General features: G+C 68.4%; 9 protein-coding genes and 1 pseudogene (1 of these 10 running past the window's edge). 7 read left to right on the plus strand and 3 right to left on the minus strand.

Annotation, left to right across the window (positions count from 1 at the left end):
• The 4 genes from ACIBBH_RS37715 to ACIBBH_RS37730 all read left to right on the plus strand — a co-directional run.
• On the plus strand, positions 1 to 11,498 hold the 3' portion of the coding sequence (locus ACIBBH_RS37715) for a lonely Cys domain-containing protein (RefSeq protein ID WP_399412691.1). 16,033 nt of this gene lie to the left of the window's left edge; only the last 11,498 of its 27,531 coding nucleotides appear in the window; the start codon falls outside the window, past its left edge; its stop codon occupies positions 11,496 to 11,498.
• 792 nt (positions 11,499 to 12,290) lie between these two features.
• Positions 12,291 to 13,364, plus strand: a complete 1,074-nt coding sequence (locus ACIBBH_RS37720) for a type VII secretion system-associated protein (protein WP_399412693.1) — start codon at positions 12,291 to 12,293, stop codon at positions 13,362 to 13,364.
• Positions 13,365 to 13,525: 161 nt separating this feature from the next.
• A complete protein-coding gene (locus tag ACIBBH_RS37725; RefSeq protein WP_399412695.1) occupies positions 13,526 to 16,324 on the plus strand; it encodes a hypothetical protein in 2,799 nt (932 codons plus the stop codon).
• Between the two features lie 230 nt (positions 16,325 to 16,554).
• Complete coding sequence (locus ACIBBH_RS37730; protein ID WP_399412698.1) at positions 16,555 to 17,757, plus strand: hypothetical protein; 1,203 nt, start codon at positions 16,555 to 16,557, stop codon at positions 17,755 to 17,757.
• Between the two features lie 352 nt (positions 17,758 to 18,109).
• Here the strand turns inward: ACIBBH_RS37730 and ACIBBH_RS37735 are convergent.
• A pseudogene (locus ACIBBH_RS37735) lies at positions 18,110 to 18,509 on the minus strand (transposase); the annotation flags it as partial.
• Between the two features lie 75 nt (positions 18,510 to 18,584).
• Between ACIBBH_RS37735 and ACIBBH_RS37740 the strand changes: the two are divergent.
• Positions 18,585 to 18,881, plus strand: coding sequence for a GNAT family N-acetyltransferase (locus ACIBBH_RS37740; RefSeq protein ID WP_399412700.1), 297 nt, complete (start codon positions 18,585 to 18,587; stop codon positions 18,879 to 18,881).
• A 61-nt stretch (positions 18,882 to 18,942) separates the two neighbouring features.
• On the opposite strand, the gene ACIBBH_RS37745 is transcribed toward ACIBBH_RS37740, so the two are convergent.
• Together ACIBBH_RS37745 and ACIBBH_RS37750 are read right to left on the minus strand one after the other, a co-directional pair.
• Positions 18,943 to 19,920: a sugar-binding transcriptional regulator gene (locus tag ACIBBH_RS37745; RefSeq protein ID WP_399412702.1), complete on the minus strand. Its 978-nt coding sequence runs from the start codon at positions 19,918 to 19,920 to the stop codon at positions 18,943 to 18,945.
• 315 nt (positions 19,921 to 20,235) lie between these two features.
• Positions 20,236 to 20,451, minus strand: coding sequence for a tautomerase family protein (locus ACIBBH_RS37750; protein WP_399412705.1), 216 nt, complete (start codon positions 20,449 to 20,451; stop codon positions 20,236 to 20,238).
• A gap of 265 nt (positions 20,452 to 20,716) precedes the next feature.
• Between ACIBBH_RS37750 and ACIBBH_RS37755 the strand changes: the two genes are divergently transcribed.
• Together ACIBBH_RS37755 and ACIBBH_RS37760 are read left to right on the plus strand one after the other, a co-directional pair.
• Complete coding sequence (locus ACIBBH_RS37755) at positions 20,717 to 21,580, plus strand: helix-turn-helix transcriptional regulator (RefSeq protein ID WP_399412707.1); 864 nt, start codon at positions 20,717 to 20,719, stop codon at positions 21,578 to 21,580.
• Positions 21,581 to 21,642: 62 nt separating this feature from the next.
• Complete coding sequence (locus ACIBBH_RS37760; protein ID WP_399412709.1) at positions 21,643 to 21,894, plus strand: chorismate mutase; 252 nt, start codon at positions 21,643 to 21,645, stop codon at positions 21,892 to 21,894.
• Positions 21,895 to 22,346: the final 452 nt, after the last annotated feature.

The raw sequence follows: 22,346 nt of genomic DNA on the forward strand, positions 1-22,346 counted from the left end.
ACGCGACGGCCGGGTACTCGGTGGCTCCGCGGCCGGAGCAGACGCAGCGCGTCGCAGCCGCGATCACGGAGTCGCTGACCGAAGGGACGGCGCTCCACACCTACTTCCAAGGGCTCGCCGCACAAGCCCGGGACCCTCGTAACGACCAGGTGCTCCAGGCCCTGCATCTCGTCTTCACCGGTGCCCATGCCGATCCAGGCACGCCTGCGGACACGGCCGACACCACCCCCGAGGCGCCGCGCGGTGTTGTCGGGACCGGGACTGTGCGAACCCTCGGCTCGGCTGGTGCGCCGGAACTGGCCCGCCGGGACGGCCCGCTGAATGAGACGGAGACCGAGGCTGTTCTCGTCGATGTCCATTCCCGGTTGAACAGCGGGCGGTTCAGCGAGGCAGGCTACGGGAGCGAGGACAGCGGGGACACGTCGGAACGGTCGGCCACATCCGGGGACACAACTGATGGCGAGGACCTGTTCGCCGTACCGCCGCACCGGGGTGGCGCAGGGCCGGAGGCCCCGGGCGGCATCCCCGCGGCCCAGCCGCCCCATCCCCGGCCCGAAGACTGGAACGCGCCGTCGAGCCCGGCGCAGTCGCAGGCGGGCGGGGTCGCCCCCGCCGGCACCGGGCCGCGGTTCGGCGCGTTCTACGGGGAGCAGCACCGTAAACGCTGGGACGAGCTGAGCACCCTTTATGAGCACGCCCTCGGCCAGGCGCTGGCAGCCCACCCGGCGGTGGTCGACACGGCACGCCGCGCCGTCGGGCAGCTGTACGACTACCTGACCGTGCACTTCGGCGAGCAGAATGCGCGGCAGGCGTTCTTCAAGCCCGGACAGGACGCGAGTACCGAGGCGATGACAGGACTGCTGGATGCCGGATCGGGCTCCCGGCCCGGGGCGGGGTTGCACCCCTTGATGGCTGCGTTCGTCCTTGCCGCGTACGCCAACACCAACAACAAGGTCCCTTACACCCTGAATCAGCTGTGGAGCAAACGGCGCGAGCTGCTGCCGAACACCGTGGAGGGGCTGTCGGCCAACCCCCGCAGTGTGCGCAAACACGACCGGGACGGCGAGTGGTACCGCGAGATGCACGACCGGCGCGGCTTCCGCACCGCCCGTGGCCCGGCCGCCCGCGCGGAGTGGCTGCTCCGGGTCTACCGGGCTGTGGACCCCCACGGCGATGTCCTGGTCTTCCGGGAAGCGCTGATGGGCTTCCTGCTGCCCACCGACCAGCACTCGCTGGTGGAGCTCCTGGAGGCGTCGCACAGGGCGGGCGTCCGCGGTGAGATGGACCCCGACCCGTCGGCGATCGACGCCTCCCTGCTGTACGGCTGGGCAGACGCCTACCTCGATCCGCACCGCCGTATCAACGAGGACATGCTCCTAGAACTGCGGGATGATCTGACACAGCCCCACCGGCGGATGTACGACGAGTTCTACGTGCGCGGGTCAGTGGACGGCCCCATGGCCGATGTGATCGCGGAGTTCACCGGGCTCAAGAACGAGGATGCTGGGATCGACGGTGTCGGCGACCACAGCGACATGCCGGGTGTTTCCGTCGAAGCCTGGCGGGAGAGGCGCGAGGCGCTGGGAAAGTGGCTGTGGCGGCACGGCACTCAGGACTTCCTGCGGAACGTGCACAGCGAGCACGTCGCCGCGCTGTATCTCGCCGACGGCCCGGACGCCCGGCTGCTGGGCGCTACTGACGACACCGGCGAACGAGCGACGGCGGAGCGGCTGCAGGAAGAAGCGAGCGCCATGGTCCGATCGGCCGCCGAAACCGTCAACCCGCTCGCTTGGTTGCCCCGCATCTTCCAGCGCGACCCCCGGTTCGGCAGCCTCGCCCGGGTGATGGCGCGCGGTAGCAGGTCGGGTATCCCGTCAAACACGGGCGTTGAGCAGTTCGCGCGAGAGGCAGATGAGCTCGCCGACCGCCTGCGGGAGGAGTTTCAGACGCATGCGGAGATGGCAGCCGAAATGGTGGAGCTCGCCGACCGCCTGCGGGAGGAACTCCAAGGGCGAGGGGAGGAGAGCCCCATGGTCCGATCGGCCGCCGAAACCGTCGCCCCCCTTGGGCCGTCGACCCGCGACTTGCAGGCCGGCAGCCTTGCCCGGATGACGGAGCGCGGTAGGAGGTCGGCTGCCCCATCGGAGACGCGCGTTGAGCAGCTTGTGCGCCGGGCGCAGGAGCTCGTCGGCCGCCTGGGGGAGGAGCTCCAGGCGCACGCAGAGATGGCAGCCGAGGCGGTGGAGCTGCTGCCGCCGATGAACGGCACGGTCTACTGGGGCACCTGGGAGTACGGACCGCTGGATGCACGGGATGCCGTGACGGCCCCGGGGCGTGACTTCGCCCTGCCGCGCCTTCACCGCGCGATGGCGAGCCGCCAGGCTGCACTCTCCGAGTCCCTCGGCCTGCGGTCACGGAGCCAGAACGGGTACCCGGTGGTGTGGAAGGTCGAGAAGTCCACCGCCCGGGACATTGCGCCGTTCGCCCGAGTGCCGCGCGAGGGCCCCGTGTTCTATCCGTCTCGGACGTATGTCCGGAGCACAGGCCGGAGGGTCGTCCTCGACACGGCAACCGGCCAGCCGTATGTCGAGGTCACCCTCACTGAGGCGCGGGCGCCACTCCCACGCACGGCACGGGACCGGGCGATCACCACTTACCGGCCACGGAACCGGGGCGTGGGGGCCCGTTCGGGCGTCAGCCGGACGTTCGCGGACCATGCGGCGCGGTTCAGCGCTTACTACGCCGACGCGCGGTGGGACCAGTTGACCGAGGTGTACGAACGGGCCCTGGGCCGGGCGCTTGCGGAGGATCCGGCCGTCATCGACGCGGCCCGCGCGGCTGTGAAGGCGCGATATGGGCAGCTTCGCGCGCTGCACGGTCGCGCCGCGGGCGGGCGGAGACTCCTCGCACCGGGGACCCGCCCTATGACCGACTCCGAGGTTGCTGCCTTCGCGGGGCGCCTGCTGGACGAGCACTCTGGCGTCGGCCTGCAGGAACTGATGACCGCGCTCGCGGCCTCCCAGGGACTGCTGGCAGTAAGGCTCACCCAGCGCTCTTACGAATACCAAAGAATCCGTGCGGACCGCGGCTTCCGCACAACGGGACGTGGGTCTGCGCGGCTCACCGCTCTCTTCGCGGCATACCGGGAGTGGGGGACCCCTGGAGGAGACGAACTGCTTTTCCGGCAGGCCGTGCTCGCCTGGGCGCTACCCGAGGGCACCTACTCGCTTTACGAAGTCATCCGGGCCTCGCACTGGGCCCATATGGATGTCCAGGACGTCGCCGAGCGCGTGGCCATGGCCGACGACGCCGCGCGGCTGTACGAGTGGGCCGACGCCGCCTTCGGGCCGCGGAGCCGGAATCTGCCTCGCGAGCTGCTGAACCGCCTGGACCTCCCGCACCACGTGCTGTACCACGCGCGGCAGAACTGGCTCGGTCCCCAGATCACCGGCGACGGTCAGGTTCCGGAGGGGATCTGGAGCGCCGTCATCGCCGGGGCTGCGGAAGCCGCGAACGGCGCTGGTACGTCGAGCGCGTCACGGGGTGACGAACTGGCTCCCCGCGGAAGCTGGGCGGCGCGGCAGGAGGCAGTGCGTGCCTGGGTGCGCCGCCACGGCAGTTCACCCGAGTTCGTTCCAGAGGCGGGACACGTCACTGCCCTATACCTGCTCTCCGGTCCGGATGCACTGCTGTGGGACCTCGGCCCGGTGACGGGCAGTGCCGGGCCGAAGGAACCGCTTGCCGAGAAGGCCCGCTTGATCGTCGGACAGGAGCTGGACTCGGGCCGGTTCGCGTTCCCGCTGTCGCTGATGCGCGATGAGCAGTTCCGCGCTCTCGCGGAGCAGGCGAGGAGCGTTGCGGCGTCGGACACCGGCCGGGCGGATGAACTGAGTCGGCTGCGGGAGCAACTCCAGGAGCGAGCCGGCGCCCTGGCGGAGTCGCTGAGTAGGGAGATTCCGGAGCACCTCGGGATGGCTACGGATGCGCTGAGACGGCTGCCTCCGGTGAACAGGCCAGTGTGGTGGGTCTCATCGGTTCCTGCCGCGGCATCCGAGCAGAGCGCAAGCCGGCCACTGGACGGCTTGGACGCGGTCAGCACACCGGAGCTCCACGAGGCGACCCTGAACCAGCAAGTGGCACAGGCATCGCTCGCCAAGCTCTCCGGCACGGGCGGGCAGCGCCGCCTGTTCGAGGTCGTCAACTCCTCCGGCCGGGACGTGTCAGTGTTCGCCCCGGCTCCTGACCAAGCGCAGGTGCGATACCCATCACCTGCGGACTTCCGCGTGCTCTCACGCCGTGTGCTCCACGACGCCGATGGGCTGCCGTACGAGCACATACGGCTGGAGGAGGCAACCCCGGCACAGGCACCGGAGACCGGGGCACACCTCCCTGCACAGACCCAGGCGGTGACGGTCGACCCATCCGGCGAGCCGTCCAAGGCCGGCGGGCCGGACTGGTCCCCCGGAGTGGTGCTGAATCAGGTCACCGACAAGCGAGGACGCGTGGTGGGGCTCGCGTCGTTCAACGCGCAGGACTGGGAGCGGCGCAAGGACAGCTACCAGCACCTGCCGGAGGTGACGGAGTACACCGACTGGCAGCAGGACGCTCAGGGCCTGCGGAGTGTGCAGCGCCCGATGCCGGATGCGGGAGAGCCGGGGATGTTCTTCTTCGCTTCGCACGGTGACGCGGACGCCCTGCAGCTGGCCAGGGACGGCGGAGGGGTGCAGCGGGTTCGCCGTGGGAAGGTGGTGGAGCGGCTCGCGCCGGAGCTGAAGGCGAAGGGGTTCACCAGCATCACCTTGGCGGCGTGCGGGGAGGACCTGACACCGGCCGAGCACGCGGAACTGAAGGCGGCCGTGGAGAGCACGGGCCTGACGGTGCGTGTGGCCGAGCGTGGGTTCGCGGCTCCGCCTGGCGAGGGCGGTAAGCCGGTCCGTGTGCACCTGCGCGAGGACGCCAAGGGTCGTGCCACGGGGTGGCGGGTGTACCGCCCCGCCTCCGCGGCCGTGCAGCCGGAACCGGAGGCAGCGGCGCACGTGCCGGCGGGCACCACCGCCGGAGCGCCAACGGTCCAGCCGGGGGACGAACACTGGAACGCGCCGCCTTCGCCTCACGGGGGTGGAGCCTCGCCTGCCGGGAACAATGTCCCGCGGTTCGGTGCCTTCTACACCGATGACCGGTGGAAGGAGCTGAGCAGAGAGTACGAGCGTGCCCTCGGGCGGGCGCTGGCCGACGACCCGAAGGTGATCGCGGAGGCGCGGCGGGCGGTCCGGTCCCTGTACGACCTGCTGAGCTCGCACTACAGGCAAAAGTATGTGGCGGAGACGTTCCTCCCCCGTGCGATGGACCCACGGCGTGCGATGGACCGTCTGCTGGATCCTGAGGGCGGTGCCGACCTGCCGGAGCTGATGGATGCCTTCATGCGCGCCGCTGCGGGTAGCGGGAGGACCACGCTGGGCCGCCTGTGGAGTGAGGAACCCCAGCTGAACTCGCTGCGCCTGCCACTCGCGCCCCGGCCTGTGCGGCCGTATGACCAAGATGCGCTGGAGGAGACGCATGACCGACTCGGTTACCCGGTCGGAGCGGGCACGGCCGAGGACGCCGAGTGGCTGCTCGGGGTCTACCAGTCGCTGAACGTGCCCGGTGGCGAGGTGCTCGGGTTCCGGGAAGCGCTGCTGGGGTGGATGTTGCCCCGGGGTGACGATCACACGCTGGTGGAGGTCTGGCTGGCCTCGCGTCGGGCCGGAGTGCGCGACAAGACGGAGCCCGACACGGACGTCGAGGCCTCTCGCCTCTACGCATGGGTGGACGCCGCCATCAACCCGGTGAAGCGGGCCTACAAGAACAGCGCTCTGCGGGAGGTCCTGCGGCTGCCTCATGAGCGGATGTACCTCGCGCGAGCGGACTGGTTCACCCCGGATGTCACCGGAGACGACCGGGCCCAGGAGATCAAGGGTCTGCTCCAACCAGGAGGCGCCCTTGTCGGCACGGACATGAGCGGTCCGGCGGTGGCGGCACGGCGGCAGCGCCGCGAGGCCCTCAGAGAGTGGTTGCGGCGCCATCGCACCCTCGAGCTGTTGTGGAACGCTCAGCAGGGGCATGCGGCGGCGCTGCAACTGGCCAGTGGTTCTGACGTGCGGCTGCTCAGCGAACAGTTCACTGCCGGCCCCAACGGGCCAGGCCCGCTCGAGCAGAGGCAGAGGGCACTGTGGGACGAGGCGTGGTCCCTGGCGGCGCAGGCGTTCGAGGGTGGCGAACCGATGGCGTCCCTGCCGTTGCTGTTCCTGCGGGACGAGCGGTTTCGGGAACTGGCAGAACGCGCCCATCGGGCTTGGGAGTTCCGCGGAGATTCCACAGACCAGGACGCGTGGACGGAGGCCCGCTTGCGCCTCGCGGAGCGGGCCGTCGAGCTGGCGGACGGTCTGTGGGGTGAGCTGCGGGCGCACGCGGAGATGGCGGCTGAGGCGGTGGCGGTGCTTCCGCCGGTCAGCGGACCGGTGTACTGGGCGTCGTGGGAGTCCGGGCCGCTGGACGGTGATGAGCAGCGGCGGACGTTGACCGTGCCGAGGCTGCACCAGGCGACGACAAGCCGGAAAACGGCGCTTGCCTCCCTGCTCGGACCTGTCACCGAGGGGCGTGAGGGCCATCCGGTCCTGCTGGAGGTGGTGGACTCCACGGGCCGGGACGTCCTCCCGCTGGCCCGCAAGCCCGCCGAGCGCACCGTGCTGTACCCCTGGGAGACGACCCTACGGGAGATTCGCCGTGAGATCCGCCTCGATCAGTCGACCGGCAGGCGGTACGTGCACATCACCCTCGAGGAGGTCCCGCAGCCGCTTGGAAAGAAGTGGGACCGCGAGATCATCACGCGGAATGTGCGCAACCGGAACGGCCACTGGTTCGGTGTGTCCTCCTTCGACACGCGGGACTGGCTGATACGTACACCGTTCCACGCTGGCCTGCACGAAAGCCACACTTACCGCGTCGGTATCCTGAGCCGCAGCACGCTCGGAGAAATTCGACCCCTTTCCTGGTCGCCCCAGAACGTGGTCATCTTCCATTCACACAGCACCGGTCGGTCCTTTGAGGTCATGTCGCGATACGGCCATAAGCGAGTGGACGGTACTCAGGTCGGCCGTCTTATACGGCAGATGACGGAGAGTAAGGGCCGCTTCGCAGACTTTCGGCTGCTGACGGCTGCGTGTAATGCGGGCGCGGGAGAACTCTCTCAGCAGGCGGCCACGTGGGGCAGGCGCGCCACTATCGCTCCCCCGGTCATCATGGGCATCTGGAGCAAGACGGGCGAACTCGGCCTGCAGCATGACCCTGACCAGCCAGAGCCGGAGTGGCGGGAGTTCGAGCCGCAAGATCCGAGCGCTCTCGTCGCTGAGATGGTCCGTGCGGCCGTCGCGGACCCGGCCCTGCAGGCCGGCCGGTTCAGCAGTTCGTACGCGGACCCCCATTGGGAGCTGCTGGCGGTGGCCTACGAGAGGCATCTGGGGAGGACACTGGCTGCGGATCCGGCCGTGTCAGACACCGCCCGGCAGGCCGTCGGGAACCTCTACCGCCACTACACCCGGCGCTACGACCGTTACCAGGCTGCACATCTGTTCTTTCCGGCCGAGGCTCCGGACGTCGTTGCCCGGAACATGCGCCGCCTTCTGGATCCTCACTCCGGGGCTGGGCTGGACGAACACATGAAGGCCCTGTGGACCGCCGTCACCTCTGAGCATCCTCCGGAGATCCGCAAGCAGACGCTCGACAAGGACAGCGACTGGTACCGGGACACCCGCGGCAGTCGCGGCTTCCCGCTGGTCACGGGCGAGGCCGAGGAGGTGGCACACCTGCTGCGTAAGTACCGTAGCGATACTTATGCGTCCAAGGACGAGATGCTGCGTCTCCGCGAGGCCCTCCTCGCCTGGTACCTCCCCATGCACACCCGCTCGCTGTTCGAAATCATCGACGCCTCCCACAAGGCCGGAGTCCGTGAAAGCGACGTAGAGCTGCAGGGTGACGCGGCACATGTGTACAGCTCAATCGATGTGCTTTTGGCACCGCGGGAGAACCGGGAGCCTGGCGCCTTCATCGAGACGCTCTACCTTCCGCACCACGCGCTGTATCACCAGACCGCCGGGCTGCTCACCGAAGAAGCCACCGGGGCTGCCGTCGAAGACATCTGGCAGCGGCTGAACGGGGCGCCAGCCCCCCGCCCCGGGCCGGACTCGCGGCGTGCGGCTCTGGAACGCTGGCGGCAGCGCCACCCCGGCGGTTCTGTTCCGGACATCCTCCGGCGTGGGGACATCCTGCCGCTGTATCTGCTCTCCGGCCCGGACGCGGCGCTACTCAGCGGGCGGTTCACCGACCCGCTCGACGCAGACAAGACGGCGCTCCTCCAGGAGGAGGCGCGCTCGGTGGTCCGGCGTGCGGTGGAAACGCGGAAATTCGGTTTCCCGCTGCTGCTTCTGCGTGACTGGGACTTCGATCAGGCCGCCGCCAGGATCAGATCCATCCCGGAGGGTGAGCGGCATGGTGCCGAGTGGGAAGACGCGCTCCGGATCCTGCTGGAGCGGACCGACCGGCTCGCCCTTGTGCTCCGGGCGGAGATTTTCCGACATCTGGGGATGGCGGCTGACGCTCTGATGGCGCTGCCGCCGATGAACGCGCCGGTGTGGTGGCTCACCTGGACCACGGGGGATCTGTCCAACGGACTGCCGGAGCTGGATGCGGTCAGCGTGCCGGAGTTCCACGAGGCGAGCAGCAGCATGGATAAGGTGCTGTCCGGCGTGCGCAGTCAGGAGGCCGCATCCGGCGGTCGATACCCGATCCTGTTCGAGGTGCCCAAGTCCACCGCCCGGGATATCGCCCCCATCTCCGGGAATCCAGTCCGGCAGCAGGTGCTGTATCCGGCGGAAACGGTCTTGCGCAAGCGGCGCTGGGAGGTCCGGTACGACGAGGAGAGCCGGCAGCGCTACCTGTACGTCCAGTTGGAGGAGACCGAGCCCGTACCCCAAATCCGGCGACGCATCGAGGCCTTGTCGCCGACAGCCGCTGCCCCGGACAGCCCGGCCGCGCTCGTGACCGCTGGCGGGCGGCCGGCACCGGCGATGCCGAAACCGAGCCATCCCGGCACTTGGTGGAACACACAGACCGTGCTGTATGAGATCGCGCACGACGGCCGGTGGTTCGGCTGGGCGTCATTCACCCCGGGCGACTGGGTCCGACGCCGGGCCGCCTACACTCAGTTGCCGACGGTGAAGCACTATGTGGAGTGGCGGCTGGACGCGGCAGGGTCCCGCATCGCGACGATCAAGGCCATGCCCTTCACGGGTGCCGCGATCTGGGCTTCGCACAGCACTCCTGGGGGAAGCGGCTTCCTTATGGCGGACCCCGGGGGCGGGAAGCGGCGCGGTGACGCGCAGGAGGTCGGCCAGTACCTCGCCATGCTGGACCTGTCCGGTGTCACCGACGTGACGATCCTGGCGTGCACAGGCAAAGCCAGCAAGGCGAGGGCGCAGGCGGTGGCCGCCCTCATCGGCCGGACGGTGTGGTACCCGGACGAGGCAGTGGCGGTCACCTTCGCCGCCGATGGCAGAACGCCCCTTGTACATCTGCGGGAACAGGCCGACGGCGGACCCACCCCGTGGCGGAGGGTGGAAATGGGCCCACCTCGGCAGGGACCGAGAGTGCCGGTCCCCGCGATATCCTTCGACTACCCGTCGGAAGACGACTGGAACGTGCCGCGAGAGCCGTCAGTTGACCGGACACACCATGCGAGTGAGGACGTCAGCACGCACTCCGCGCTGGTCATCCATCCGGAGGTGGCGGAGTCGCGTTTCGGTATGCCGCGGCGCACTTACGACCGCTTCCGCGCCATAGCGCGCCAGCATGGACTCCGCATCCAGGTGCGCCCGACAAACAGCGAGGCTCCCCGGTGGTTGGAGAAGGGCGCGCTGCCCAAGCCGAAGGACATCAAGGCCAAGACCATCAGCGAGCTGGACGTGTACCTGGGAGCCGATGCCCGGTCCGTGGGCCTGGTGGGCTACTTTGAGCCCCGGTTGCCCGATCTGAATACTGTTGGCGACGTCAACTTGTGGGAACGGATCGAGGCGCGCTTCCGGCAGCGCGCCGAGGAATTCAGGGTTCTGGCCCCGGTGATGCGCCAACTCGCCGAAGAAGGCAGGTTTTTCGTTGCCGACGGCCTGGTGTACGGACTTAACAGCGAGGGTGAAAGAAGGCCCATCACGGGAGACCACGACATTTTTGAGATGACTACCCCGGGCGGATCTCGACTGACACCCAACCGGTATACAAATGTCATCGAGACCATGATGGCCTCAGATATAGGCGTGATGCACGGCGCCCATATGTACTGGGAGCCGGGGTCACCGTTCAGTCAGCAGATATTCAGCCGTATCGTGGACAGTCACAAGGCGGGTGGCGAACCACTGCTGGAATTCTTCCCGGATGATGATTCCGCCGTCCAGGCGTGGGCCGATTCACGACAGCCAGCCGGATCCGCCGAAAGCCGGGTGAACGATCAGCAGTCGTCGCCGCCGGCAGACCGACCGGAGGGCGCCGACGGCGAGGGGGGCCGCAGGGGCGCTAACGACCCCCGATGGCGGTGGCAGGACCGGGGCCACCGGGCCGTACACCACCCGGCAGGCGTCATCGGATTGCCCGCGATCCCTGAAGAGGAGGGAATCGGGACGGCTGCCGGCGGCTCGACTCCGCACCCCCAGCACACTGAGGCTCGTCATAGTGGTGCCCAGGAAATCTTCTTCTCCGCCAACGACATTCTCGGGTTTGGGGATGAGGAGCCTGTCCAGGAGGGTGGCGAGCGTCACCCTCGGTCCGTTTTCACCAACTACGATTCCGACTCGGACGATGATTCGGTAGCTACGGTGACCGAACTCGACACCGTCCTTCCTCCGCACAAGGATCTGGAAGGCCTGCGAGCTCTCATCGGGCGGGTGATGAGGGATGGAACCGACAGGAAGTTCACCATCGTGGTAAAAGTCGATTGCGGTGCTCCTTTTATGAGTAGAGAGTTCTTTCTCGACGGTGAGGTGGGGCATGCGTGGATCCGAGTTGTGTCCCCGCTCAATGAATCGATTGAGTTCGGCTTCTATCCGGCCGAACCTTTCGATGACCTGAGAAGTATCCCGGGTCGGGTCTGGTGCCCGGATCCCCACACCAAATGCACGGAGACAAAGTCAGCCCAGATCGATCTCGGTGCCATGATCGATGGTTATCGCAAGGCGAAAGAGAGGGCAGATTCCAAGTACAACGTCGCTCTTTACAATTGTTCGAGCTTCGCGTCGGAGGTCTGGGCAGCCATGACCGGAGTTCCGCTGCGCAGCGGCCTTCTGTTCTCCAACCCGGCCTCGATGGCCGAATCCATCGGAAGTGAACGAGAATTGCGCGAAGCCTTCGGGGAGTCGATCACACCGGACATAGAAGAGTTGATCATCGGCTCGGGCGGCATGTCACCGGCCTTCTAGCGGGCGTTGCGCCGCACCCTCGTGAGGCATGGCGAGCTCGGAGGCGTCCAGCGCGTGCTGTCACAAGGGGTGGCCGCCCCCGGCCGGTGTCCCGATGCCCCTACGCGCGCAGCGGCGGGCTCGTGTATCCCGCCATGGTCCCGCAGTGGCATTGCGAGTCCGACTGCACAGGCCCACGGCTGCACATCAGCCCGACAACGGCCGCGAGACGGGTCAGAAGCCGACAGGCTTATCGAGCCCACCGATGTGGCGGCGCAGGGTACGGGCGGGAACGCCCCGATGCCGACAACCGTTCCCGGACCGGCCTCCGGGAAGTTCACGCCTGGGTGTCGGTGTTACCCGTAGGACGCTTGTACCGCTAGTATCTCCGAAGTGGGGCGTCGACGTTGGTCCCGGCCGAGTGCGGTCGAGGTATACAGCGGTGCGCAACGGGCTGGCCACGGACGGCACTCCGATGGCTGAGTAACCCTGCACGATGTCGACGGCCGGGTCATGGCGTCAGTTCCCGCTGCCTTCTGCGACATGTGTCGTGCCATGGCACCGCGTTCACCTGCGCGCAGTGCCGACGTGGCTGCCTGGATGCACCGAGCCGCTGGTGTCTTAACCGCGGTGGTGCAGACAGGAAAGCTCGGTCGGCTCTGCGCGCCCGAACGTAGTGCACAACGGCGCAATCATCGGTCGTCGGTTTATCCAGGGATAAGGGGACACCTTTCGGGTTCCGATGGACCCGAAGGGCTTGCGGCGCGGGGAATCACGCACATCAGCCAGTCCCATTCACCGGCAAGGACAGCAATGACGGACGAACCCACCCCCACGAGCACGGCACCGGACGAGTATCGCCCCGAGGAGCCGGTGAGCCAGTCACACATCCAGGGCATCCCAGCGGCACCCGTCGGTGCGCGGAGAGACGAGCGCGGGGCGGCCGGCGGCGACGGCGTCCGGACCGACGCCGCGACCACCGGACCGGACGCCGGTCCGCCGCCCATTCCGGACGAGATCCGTGAGGCGGGCAGGCTCGCCCCGGACCACTGGCTGGGGATGGTTGACCCCACATGGTCGGGGGAGGGTCCTCCCCCGGAGTGGGCGGTGGTCGGCCAGTGGCGCTCCGGACTGGACGGGGAGATCGAGGAGTGGCGGGACAATCCCGAGTACCGGCCCTCACCCAGCGCGCTCGGCTGGCCTGAACCGGAAGACGAGGTGGACAGGGCCATTCAGCTCGCCGCCACCGGTTACGGCCCCGGGGAGGGCGTCGGCGAGGCCCTTGTCGACCGTGAGGTGGCGGTCTTCGCCAAGCCGGGCGGCGGGCTGCTCTCCGCCGCGGCTCCGGACGGCAAGGCTGTGGTACCGCTGTTCACCTCACCGGTGTTCCTGCACACCGCCGGCCGTCTCGCCTTTGAACTGGTGAACGCCAACGACCTCATCGACCAGGTCCCGGAGGGGCATCTGCTCTACCTCAATCCCTCCGCTGCGGTCAGCATGACCCTGGAACTCGGCGCCCTGCGTTCAGCAATCGAGTCCGCCGGCAGCTCCGTACCCAGTGCACCCAGTGCACCCAGTGCACCCAGCGTGCCCACGGTAAGCCGCGACGTCGAGCCGGAGGCGCAGGCCACACCCAGCACCGAGGGGACCGAACCCACCACCGAGGGGACCGACGAGTCTGAGAGGACCGACAAGTCTGAAGGCACCGAGGAGACCGACGAGTCTGAGGACACCGAGGGGACCGACGAGTCCGAAGGCACCGACGGAAGTCAACAAGCCGAGGGCGCTGACGGTACCGATGGCGCCGGAGACACCGTCGGTACCGGTAGCACGGACGTTCTCTCGGTCCTTGCGGGAAGCGACCAGCCCCGGAGGACGGACGGGTGAGCCGGTGGACCTCTGTCTTCTCACGCAGGGGTGGTAGGCACGGATCGGCGCGCGGCCGGGGAGCACCGGCCGGCGGCGGCGTCCGGCCGGTACCCGTCGAGGACATCGATGGAGTCCTTCTCCTGAGGTCCTCCGAGGACGAGTTCCCGAGCGTCGCGGACGTGGCGGAGGTGGCCCGCGCCATCCACGAGGAGGACGGTGCCGTCACGGTGATAGTCGGCGCGGCGCACCAGGCAGGACACCACACCCCGGACTACTGGGCGCGCCTGGGCGATCTCCTGGACTCGCTTCGCGCCAAGGGGATTTCGTGCGTGCGGCTGGTCATGTCCGGTGCCGGCGACGACCAACCGGACCGGCCTGGGCTGGCCCGCCGGATCGCTGACACATGGGAGATGGAGGTCATCGCCCCGGACGCTGCCGTGCTCATCGCCCCCGGGGGGTCGCTGTTCGTGCGAGGGAATCCGCGTACGGCGCGCGGGTGGTGGCGGTTCGCACCCGGCACATCGCCTCGGCCGCTGGGCCCCCGCGCGCCCGTGCCCGTATGGCAGGAGGCGCTGGGCCGCGTGCCCGCCCGCACGGCCGGCGGCTGTGTGGTGGACCAGATACCGGCGGGCATTCACCTGCGCCTGGCCGAGGCGCCCCAGCCCGGGGGAGACGACCTGCGCTTCGCGATGCCCGTTCATCCCGAACGGCCCGTCCTGCTCGTGGGGACTCCTCAGGCCGAGGACGTCCCCGGCGAGGAAGTGGCCGCGGTGCTCGCGGCGCTCCCGGCCGCGCAGCGCCTCCGCGTCCAACTCGCGCCCGGCGGGCGGCGCGACCTGCTGCCACTGGCCCAATCGGTCGCTGACATGCTCGACAGCGACGTGGAAGTGCTCAGCGGCATACCGATGCTGTTCGGGAACACCCTGGGCGAAGCGACCGCCCGGCCCACCCTGGTGGGCTCTGGCGGAGAGCCGACCTGGCAGCCCTACGTCACGGCTGTGGCCTGCAGGCCGGCCGGCGGGGACGGGGCGGCGCCGGATCCCCACCTGGTGGACAGCTACCCGCTCGCCCCGGGCCGTACCGGCACCGGAGACGGAACCCTGCCGCTCACCGGACCGTGGTACGCCGTGGCGACCAGGGCCGGTGTGGCGGTGGCAGCACAGGGCGGACCTGCCCCCTCCCGCACCGCGGTGCCGGTGGACCCGGACACGCTGCTCGTCGAACTCGGTACACCGGGAGCTGTGCTGGACGAGTCGGTGCTTCCCGCGCTCTCCCGGCTCCTGGACAGCCTCGGCCCCCGGCGCTGTGCGCGCACCACCCTGCTGGTGCGCGGCACGCTCTCCACCGGAGAGGCTGAACTTCGCCGACTTGCCTCCAGGCAAGGAGTATCGGGCGTGCGGTACCTCACCGACGTTACGGAGACGGTGAGTTCCCGGTCAGGACCGTGTACCGCGTCACCGCGCGCGAACCCGGATGCCGAACGGCCGGTGTCCGCGGCCGCCGACCAGCCGGCGGGCGGCCGTACACCCGTGTCGGTGTCGACTCAGTCCTCCGGCGCCGGAGCTGTACCTGGCCACCAGGAGCACGGGGACGAGGGTCACGCACATTCCCGGCCCGCTCCGGTACCGCCCGGGCAACGACGGCACGGATCCGAGCGGCACGGCTCCGCAGCCATCGCCCCGGCCGGCACAGGCGGGGGCAGCGACAGGCCGGCGACCTTCACCGATACGGCCGCGTCAGCCGAGGGTGCCGGTGCCCTGGGCTCGCGCAGCACCGTGGAGGCAGGCGGGCAGTCACCCGTGTCGGGGCCGCGGGAGCCCGTCCGCACCCCGGCCGCTTCGGCGGGGGACAGGGGCGTACCGCGGGCGGATGCCCCCGAGACCAGCGGCCGGATACTCGCCGGTGTACTGCCAGTGGGACCCGGCCGGCCGCCATCCTCTGGTGAGAACTCCTCTCCCTTCCGGTCCGCTCCCACCGCGGCTGATGACCAGCCAACTGCACGAGGCTTCACCGCTGGATCCGATGAAGGCGCGGATCGCGATGACACGGACGGCGGTGGCCGCGGTGCAAGCGTCAGTAGCGGAAAGGGAACCGAAGCGGCACCCCAGCCCCCCTCCGACGGTTCCCAGCCTCCCGTGCGGACTCCGGCCGCGACAGGCGCCGTCCCACCGTCCCCCCCACCGACCGCGTCCCGCGTCCTCGTGCCGCTCGTACCCGGCCACGTCAGCACCGACGCCGAGCGTGCGGCCTTCCGCGAACTTGCCTCGCAGGTCTGGGAAGTTCACGGTGCCGCCGTCTCGCGGATCCTCACACGGATGCCGGCGCTGCGCGGACAGGAGACCGAAGCGGCGAGGGCCGACCTGGTCGCCCTCCTGGCCTACCTCACTGCCGAGGAAGGCCCGTTGCTCCCTCACGCACTCGACCGCGAGCTGCGCTTCGGTGATGGGCGTCTGCTCCCGTACGCGGCGTGTATCGCCTCGGCCCTGCGGCGGTTGCCGTCCTACCGGGGAGTGGTCCTTCGCGGCGGAGCCACGGCTCAAGCCGCTGGACCCGAGCCTGAGGCCGGGGCCCTGCTGCTTGTCCCCGGGCCGGTCAGCTCGCTGGCCCTGTCGTCGGCGCGTCCGAGCGGTGCGCCTGTGCGGTACGCGATCTGGTCGGTCACGGGACGCAAGGTACGGCAGTTGCTGGACCGCCCGGGCGGAGCGAAGCACGCGCCGGAGGAGGTCGTCTTCGCGCCAGGATCCGCGTTCCGGGTGCTCGGTTCGCGGACCGTGCAGGGTTCGCCGGTGCTCCTGCTGCGGGAGCTTTCCGGAGAAGCCGCCTTGCCCGCGTCCGCCACGGACGGTGTGGAGGAACTGAGCCAGTTGGACCGGGTGGCTCTTGGCCGGCTCGAGGCAGCGCTTGGCCAGCAGTTCCCCACCGAGCGGGGAGGGGACTGGCCGCAGCGGTGCGCCGGCCCGGTGGGACCGGACGGCTGACCGGCGGCTTGCGATCCCCCCGACTGTCCGCCGGAGATGCGCGCGGACAGCCAACGGCACACAAGAACGAAGGAGAACGGCCATGCCTGGACATATTTTGTCCTACGGCAGCACGTTACGAGCTCCCCGCGGCAGACGGACCACCGACCTGCCAGCCGCTTCGAATCCGCGCCCATCCGCCGGACTGTCGCACTGTCACTTGGGTCTGAGGCAACCACAGGAGAGCACACATGACTGCTGAGGAGACATCCGGCAGCACCGCCGACCAAGAGGCCGGGGTGCGTCGGGCTATCACGTTGCCGGCCACCTCCGGCGATCCGGCCGCCGCGTGGGCCGGTCTGCACCAGCGGTCCTCGGGGCAGGCCACCGCAGCCGTGGCAGCTGAGCCTTCGGTGACTGCCACGCACGCCGATCCGGCATCGGTCGCGCCGTTCCAGAGCGCGGTGCGGCCCTTGCGGCGCGGAATTCTTGCCGGGCGTCAGACTTCCGAGGCCCGGCAGCTGTCGCAGGCGGTCCCGGCCGCTGCCGCGCCGGACACCGAGGCCGCCGCGGCTGCGGAGACGCGCGGCGAGGCCGCCCTGGCCGAACCGGCGGCTGCCACGGCTGCACAATCGGAACCCGCCCGACGCGGAACGGACCCAGACACCCCTCCGGGCCGTCCCAACAAGCCGATGCTGGCAGCCGCTGCATTGGCCGGCGTTGTGCTGCTCGGCGTACCCATCCTGCTGATCGGCGGGGACGGAAAGGACCACAAGAGGCAGCAGAACGTTGCCAGCTCCACGGACGACACGCTGCTGGGAGACGCAGCGCAGGAACAGCCTCCCTCGGGCAAGTACGCACCGGCCGCCCCCGATGAAAAGCATGACTCGCCGGAGAAGTCAGCCCGCCCCTTCCACGACAACGGCTCACACGAGAAAGCGGCCAAGGCGCCGGAGCAGAACACCCGGGGCAACGAGGGCGCGCAGCAGGACAACAAGCGGCAAGCCTCGCCGGCATCCCAGACCAGCAAGCAGGCGAAACCGTCCGCCAAGGCCACCGCCTCCGGGTACTGGGACACCAAAGAGCGGAGCGTAACCAACGCACAGACCGGTCTGTGCCTGACCACCGTGAAGGACCGCCAGGTCGGCCAGGGATCGTGCGGTAGCGGCAGCGTCTGGACACGTTACGTGATGCCCAACGGTACGTTGCTGCTCAAGCTTAAGAACGCCGACCAGTGCCTCGACAACAACGGCGGCACAGTGTACGTATCCTCATGCAGCGTGCACGACTCGGGCCAGGTCTGGCGTACCCCCTCCGCGGGCTCCTGCAACATCGTCCTGCAAGCCAACGGCGGGACCGTGGTGACCGGGTGGAACGACAAAACGGTGTCCATGCGCGCCAGAGGCAATGTCGACGACGCGGACAAGCAGAAATGGGGACTCTCCCTCTGCTGAAACCGGCCGGGCCCCACAGCCTGTAGCGGCTGTGGCCGACGCGTAGACGGAGCGCGTCGGCCGCAGCCCGTCGGCACTGCCCAACGCTGGCCGGCCGGGGGAGTTCGATGCTCAAGAGAACGCGTTCGGTCATAGATGGCGCGCTGCGAGGGCCGGTCCTGGGCGACCGGGAGGGCGTGAGGCTCGTTCTGCATGCCAACTTCGCGGAATTACCACTCTCGTACGAAAGGGCAATGTCGGCCAGTGGGTCACCGTCCTGGGCGACCATCGGAATGGGACAGCACCCGCCGCGATGACTATGAGCGTGCCGCGGACGAGCGCTGTTAGCCTCGTCGCGTCCGCGCCAAGGAGGGCGGGACTGAGGGTGTCCACCGCGCCGTGTTCGCCCCCTTTTAGCCCTGACGTGGGCGGTGTCCAGGACGACGCGGGTGACATCGATCAGGCCGGCGTCGTCGAGCCGGTGCAGCACCGCTTCGTGCAGCCGTCCCCAGACACCGGCTCTCGGCCAGATCAGGAACCGACGGTGAGCCGTCGACTTCAATATCCCGAAGCACGGTGGTAGTTGGCGCCAGTCGCAGTCGCTGACCAGGACATTCGCTGACCAGGACGTAGATGATGGCCGCGAACAGCGTCTCATCAGGCGTGTCCCGCCCTCCGCCGCCCTGCGGCCGCACCTTCGACGGTGGGATCAGCGGCTTCGCGATCTCCCACAGCCCGTCAGGAACAATCCCACTCCACGTACCCCGCCCCATGACCGGACCAACGAGCGATCACACATAGGACACGGTCTTGGAAGGCTTGTCAGCGGACGCGGCCGGTGCGCGTACGTGGCGCGCCGGCCGCTGCTCGAGCGAGGCCCGCACGTTGAGGAGGAAAGGACTGACGCCGCCAGCATCATCCGTATCGCCGTGCGGCTCGACGGACAGGCCGTGGGCACCGCTCCTCATGGCGCGCACGGCGTGGCGGGCGTCTACACGGTGAGCACCGCGGAAACCCAGCGCTGTCAGGGCATCGGGGCAGTGCTCACGGCGGCCGCCTTGCAGGCGGGCCGCGAACGGGACTACGTGTGGGCAGGCTTCAGGCCAGCGATCTTGGTGCTCCGGTCTCTCGGCGCATGGGATTAACCGCCGCCGGATATGAGCTGTTCCGGCTCCCGGCGTCTTGACCAGTGCCCGGAAGGTCCCGTCAGACCGGGGAGCTGAGAATACGTCGGGCCACTGAACCATCCGTGACAAGGCCGGTCAGAAGTCCGGACCTGAGGATGGTGCAGATGGCTTCGGTCTTTCCCACATCCCCGGCAACGCCGATCACGTCCGGAACCCTGCGAAGGTCCTCGACTCCAATGGAGATCACGCGGTCGTTCAGCTCGGTGGGCAAGACGTTGCCGTGGGTGTCGAAGAGGTGGCCACACATCTCAGCGCAGACGCCAAGATCTCGGTATCTCTCGCGTTCCCGCTCCGTCAGGACGTCATAGACCGTGGAGAGACCGGGAGCCCACGCACCGATTTCGACAACGGCCTTGCTGACCTGCGGGAATTGCGCAAGTGTCGCAGCGATTCCGGGTTGTCTACCCAGTATCGCGGCTGTGAGTTCGTTGGGCACGAGAAGAGGTACATGAAGCGGGTACGCGGCCCCGCCACCGGCAGCCGCCGCACGGAGCACGGCGGAGACCGATTCGTCGCAGTCCCAGTGGTCAGGGTGAGAACCCGTCAGCTGGACCACCTGGCACGGGGCCAGCTTGGTGATGGCCTTGCCGAGGGCTTCCACTGAACGCCCCCACGCCAGCCCGAGGACATCCCCCTCGTCGATGAGATCAGAGATCAACCGTGCGGCTGCCGCCCCCAGCCAGCGAACCAACTCGTCGGGCGGCATCTTGCGCACATCCTGGCAATGGTCGATCACCGTCACATAAGAGAGCCCGAAACGCTCTTTGAGAGCCAGAGAAAGTTCGACGTCTATCTTGACCGGGACGGTAATGTCGATCTGCACGATACCCTGGGATACGGCATCCGCGAGTATGCGAGCCACCTTGAATCGGCTCATCAAGAACTCGTCAGCGATTTCACTCTTCGACCGGTTCTCAAGATAGAAGCGCCTGGCAATGGACGCAGCCACAAAGACATCGATGGCCGGCGACGATGGCGTGGCGCTTTGTGGGTCCATGTCGGTCCCCCCTGAAACTTCACAACCTTGCAGGTGGCATTACTCGATACCGCCGCATCGGTCTTGGCTCGTACTGGATAAATGGGATGAAACGGGCTGTCAGTGGCTGTCGTGGAGTCCCGGGCCGGGATCACCGGACGGGCTGGGGTACCGATGGTCTGCCCATTCCTCCGGGGCGGCATCGGTCGATCAACCTATGCAGGGGCGGCTCAGTTCAGTGTGTGTCTCGACGCATGGCTCGCGGGCCCGGCCACAGCCGCGGGGCGAAGGGTGCGCGGGGCGCGATCGGCTGGAGGGAAATTCGAGTGTCGGTGGTTATTCGTCCGTGCTCTGCTGGAGCATGGCGAGGGTGAGGACGTTGCCGCCGATGCCCCAGCCGCCGTCGGTGACTTCCTCGACGAGGACCATGGTGTTGGCGCGGGCGCGTTCGCCGTAGATGTCGACGTACAGCTCGGTGGCGCGGGTGACGATCTCCTCCTTCTGCTTGGCGTCGAGGGTGCCGGCGGGGACCTTGAAGTTGGCGAACGGCATGATCGTTGTCTTTCTGCTGAGCGGGGAACGGAGGGGACTGCCTGCGACAGATGCGAGCCGACGGGATGACCGCCGGGCCGCCGTGGCCTGTCGGCAGCGCGCCCTCCGGACCTCTGACGGGCATGGCGTGGGTCGGGGCGACTGCCCCCTGTCCCAGGCGCTGTCCTCCATGATCGGTGCTGCTCCCCCTCCAGCCAGGGGGTTGTCAACCCTGGGGTAGTCGTCCCCTGGTTCCGTCCTGCCTGTGCGAGTGACCATGGGCAACGTGAACCATTCTGAACTGGCCGCATTCCTGAAGTGCCGGCGCGACCGGATTCGCCCGGTCGACGTCGGGCTGCCCACCGGCCCCAGGCGCCGGGTGCCCGGCCTGCGGCGTGAGGAGGTTGCGCAGCTGGCCGGCCTGTCGGCGGACTACTACACCGAGCTCGAACGCGGGCGTGGCGCCCAGCCCTCCGTTCAGGTCGTGGCCGCTCTCGCCCGGGCGCTGCGCCTGAACGGCGATGAACGCGACCACCTGTTCCACCTCGCGGACCGTCCCGTCCCGTCGTCGACGCAGGGCTCGACAGCGCATGTGCAGCCGGCCCTGCTCGGTCTGCTGGATCGGCTCACGACCACCCCCGCCCAGGTCATCACCGACCTGCACGAAACCGTTGTCCAAAACGAGTTGGCCGCGGCACTCATCGGCCGGGCCTCGGTCGTACGGGGCCCGGCGGCGAGCTTCGTCTACCGCTGGTTCACCGACCCGGACAGCCGGTCGCTGTATCCCAAGGAAGACCATCCGCACCACTCGCGGGTGTTCGTGGCCGATCTCCATGCGGTCGCCGCCCGCCGCGCCCGCGACACCGACGTGACACAGATGGTCGCCGAGTTGCGACAGCGCAGCCAGGAGTTCGCCGCCCTGTGGGACACCCACGACGTCGCCCTGCGCCGAGCGGATCACAAACGGCTCGTCCACCCCACACTGGGCATCATCGAACTGGACTGCCACAGCCTCTTCAGCGAGGACGGACGCCAACGCCTGCTGTGGTTCACCGCCCCACCCGGCACAAAAGGCGCCGCCCAGCTCGAACTGCTCTCCGTCATCGGTACGCAGGACATGGCGGTCGGCGAGGACGTATTCCGGCCGTAACCGGCCTGAAAATATAAAGCAGCCATGTCCCCGGGGGAAACGTGCGTATTCCTGAAGAACCGATGCTGGAAATAGAGTCCCGACGGGAGAAGATAGACGAAATAGATGCTCGGATCATAGCCTTGATCAAGGCTCGCCAGAAAGCTTCGTGGGATGTTCAGCGGTTGCGGAGGCAGGCAGGCGGGCCACAGTCGGACAGCTCGCGGGAGTCGTCGATTATGGTGACATATGAGAACGCTCTGGGACAGCGAGGTGCCGGCATCGCCATGGAGATCCTCGCAGCATGTCGAATGCAGCCCTTGCCCAGAAGGTGAAAGGGGAATCCGGCAGGCATTTTCGGACCCTTCTTAACGCACGGCGCCTTGCGAAGAGGCGTGATGGCAACCACTCCGTCGTTCGCAAAGATCCCTTGGGGGAGTGGCGCCACCCGGGCGCTGGGGAGCGTGACCAGCCGCACTCTGCCTTTCAGCCACCGAGTGCGCGGGGCGGAGGCGCAAGGCCAGGGATGGCGACCCCCGGGTGGACGTAACCCTGGCTGTGAGCGCAGAACGCGCCGATTGTAGAGGAAAGGCCAGGGCGACCGAGGCGACGTGGATGCCCCGTACGTCATGGCCCGTAGCCCGCTGGTCCCCGGATCCGCTTGTCATCCATGATCCGGAAAGCCTTTGTTTAGACGTCGTTTCTGATGGTGTGATCGCTCGTTGAGCCGTGCATGACGGATCTGGTGGAGCGGTTGGTGCCGGACGAGTTGTGGACGCTGTTTCGG

The organism is Streptomyces sp. NPDC051636, assembly GCF_044453765.1.
Classification (GTDB): Bacteria; Actinomycetota; Actinomycetes; order Streptomycetales; family Streptomycetaceae; genus Streptomyces.